At 58.4% G+C, this 2578-nt stretch carries 2 protein-coding genes; both read right to left on the bottom strand.

The window, feature by feature from the left end; translation table 11 throughout:
• Window positions 1-178: 178 nt before the first annotated feature.
• A complete protein-coding gene (locus VNZ65_RS09840; RefSeq protein WP_325668447.1) occupies window positions 179-1897 on the bottom strand; it encodes a glycosyltransferase in 1719 nt (572 codons plus the stop codon).
• A gap of 217 nt (window positions 1898-2114) precedes the next feature.
• The gene (locus tag VNZ65_RS09835) at window positions 2115-2384 is read right to left on the bottom strand and encodes a type B 50S ribosomal protein L31 (RefSeq protein ID WP_325668445.1); all 270 of its coding nucleotides are present in this window, start codon (window positions 2382-2384) and stop codon (window positions 2115-2117) included.
• Window positions 2385-2578: the final 194 nt, after the last annotated feature.

Below are 2578 nucleotides of genomic sequence, written 5' to 3'. Positions count from 1 at the left end.
AACCGGCACGCTGTCTCCAGCGCGGGATTTTGAGTCCCGTGCGTCTACCTATTCCGCCATCTCGGCAACGCGTCCGCTATTATGACTTAATTCGGCGGTGCGATCAATAGCCTTTGTGCATGCGGGCTTTGCCTCACGAATCCCCTGCCGATACAGGATATTTCCTTGGCAACAGATCTCAATTGGCTACGCGCTGGTACAGGCGGAAGCGTTCATCCCTGTCGGACGGCCGGCGACCGGTCCACAGCAGCTTCCAGTTGCCTTTGAACTCGCGCCAGATGGCATCGTCGGACTTGACCGAGACATTGTCCTGGTAGAGCAGGAAATCGCAATGCGGCTGGTTGTATTCGCCGAACGGGATGTCGCCGAAATAGGCAAATGAAGCACGTTGCGCCGGGCCGACGTTGGTATCCACACATTGCTTGACGGTTGGCAGGTGCTGGTCGATCTGAGCAGCGACGCCGGCATAACTCTTACTATAGTTAATCCATGGCAGCCACAGCGTGGTCAGCAACAGCCAGCACAGGATCACGCCGCCGGACGACAGTACCACGGCGCGCCACAATACCGAGGGCCGGCGCGACAGGCGCCAGTTCACCAGCAGGATCCAGAATACCGACCCGAGGATAGCGATTGCCAGCGCCATCAGGTTGAACTCAGGCTTGAAGCCGGGCGCCAGCTTGTAGACGTTCTTGGCGATCTGCGCCGGCCAGCCGCTTTCCTTGGCGATCCAGGCCAGCCAGATGAAGGCGGCGCAGGCGGTCAGGGTCATCACTGAGAACCAGTCGACAGCATTGATGGCGCCGCGCTTCATGGTAGGCAGGCCGAAGGCGGCCAGGATCACCAGCGCCGGCAGCAAAGGCAGCAAGATGCCTTCTTCCGGATGCGGATTGAGCAGCAGCACCACCGTCAGGCTGATGAAGAATGTGAGCGGCAGGGCGATATGCAGAGTCGAGCGCTGTTCGCGCCAGGCATACACGGCCCAGCCGGCGAAAGGCCAGGCCGGCCACGCAAACCAGATGCCGTATTTGAAGTAGTACGAGATGGCGGTCCAGGTCGGCCAGCTCAGCTGCTGCAGATTGAAGTTTTCCCAGGCGGAGAAATGATCCACGCCGAGCGGCAGCAGGGCGCAGGTGGCCGCCAGCCAGAGGCCGGCGACCATCACCGTCACCGGCAGGGTCACCAGCAGCAAGTCCTTGATGATGGCTTTTTCCCGCATCAAGGCCAGCGTCAGCAGGCCGCACAGCAGCGCCAGCGGCAGCACCCAGCCGCGGGTCAGGATCAGCAGGCCGAAGGTCAGTCCGAGCAGGGCGGCGCTGCGTATACTGCGTGCTTCAAACAGGCGCACCGCGACAAAGATGGAAAACGCCACCAGCGAAATCTGCAGGCTCTTGGCGGTGGCTTCATGGCTGTGCGACAGCAGGCCCAGGCAGCCCAGGTAAATCAGGAAGGCGCCGTCGGCCAGGGTGCGGCCGAAGTCACGCGGTTCGGGCTGGCCGCCAAAGGCCAGCCGCAGCGGCTGCGCCTCGGTGCGCCGGCCCAGCAGGTAGGTGGCGTACCAGACCGAGAGCGAGCCGACCACGAAAAATATCACGGTGGAGAGCCGGGCTGCCAGAGGATCGCTGAGCAGCCAGCCGAACAGCTTGATGAACAGCGCGCCGATCCAGTAGGTCAGCGGACTTTCAGCCGGCATCGGCAAGCCGACGATGTTCGGCGCCAGCCAGTCGGCCCAGCCGCCATGCGCCATGGTCCAGGCGATGCCGAAACTGGAGGCGTCTTCATTTTTCCACGGATCGCGCCCGATCAGGCCCGGCAGAATATACAACAATCCCAGTGCCCACAGCCCCCAGCGTGGCAGTGCGCTGGTGGCGGAAGCAGGGAGACGGACGGGCTTCATCACAATGGTGTTTGATCAATGTTGAATTGCTGGGTATTGTGCCGGATAGCGGGGGACTTCGCTATTGCTGAGAGTAATTTTTGTTCTGGACGTTCTCAAGCGAACATACAATTATTTACTATTTATCAAAGAGTTAGCTGTTGCAGGGAGCTGCCGTCGCGAAATCTGATAAATAAAAAAAGGCAGCCGCAGCTGCCTTTTTGAACATGCGGACGAATTATTGATTCGCGATCGCTGTCTTGGAACCGACAGTACCGAATTTCTTGCGGAACTTGTCAACGCGGCCGGCGGTGTCAACGATCTTGTGTTGACCGGTGTAGAACGGATGCGATTCCGACGAAACTTCAATCTTCACCAGAGGGTATTCTTTACCTTCGTGGGTGATGTTTTCGCGAGTCTGGATGGTCGAACGTGTGACGAACTTGAAATCGTTCGAGACGTCGTGGAACAGAACTTCGCGGTAATTTGGGTGAATGCCGTCTTTCATAATTGCCTCAATTGAGTGGTAGCCAATCAATCACTTCGTCGGTCGTCTTGCTCCTTGACCCGATTGTCGATCACTTGCCGGGGGTGGAAAACCGCAAATTATACAATAAATCCCGCCGGGAATTGGAAAAAATGAATGAAATCAGTGCCTTGGCCAGATAAACGGCACTGCATCCTTATTTTTCCTGCTCCCGG

The organism is Collimonas sp., assembly GCF_035566555.1.
In the GTDB taxonomy this organism is placed as follows: Bacteria; Pseudomonadota; Gammaproteobacteria; order Burkholderiales; family Burkholderiaceae_D; genus Collimonas.
The sequence above is the reverse complement of the archived record's forward strand: the minus strand, read 5'-3'. Positions and strand labels throughout refer to the sequence as shown.

What these genes read in the sequence shown, in the direction of transcription:
- VNZ65_RS09835 (WP_325668445.1), bottom strand. Translation starts at nt 2,384, where the DNA reads ATGAAAGACGGCATTCACCCAAATTACCGCGAAGTTCTGTTCCACGAC.
- VNZ65_RS09840 (WP_325668447.1), bottom strand. Translation starts at nt 1,897, where the DNA reads ATGAAGCCCGTCCGTCTCCCTGCTTCCGCCACCAGCGCACTGCCACGC.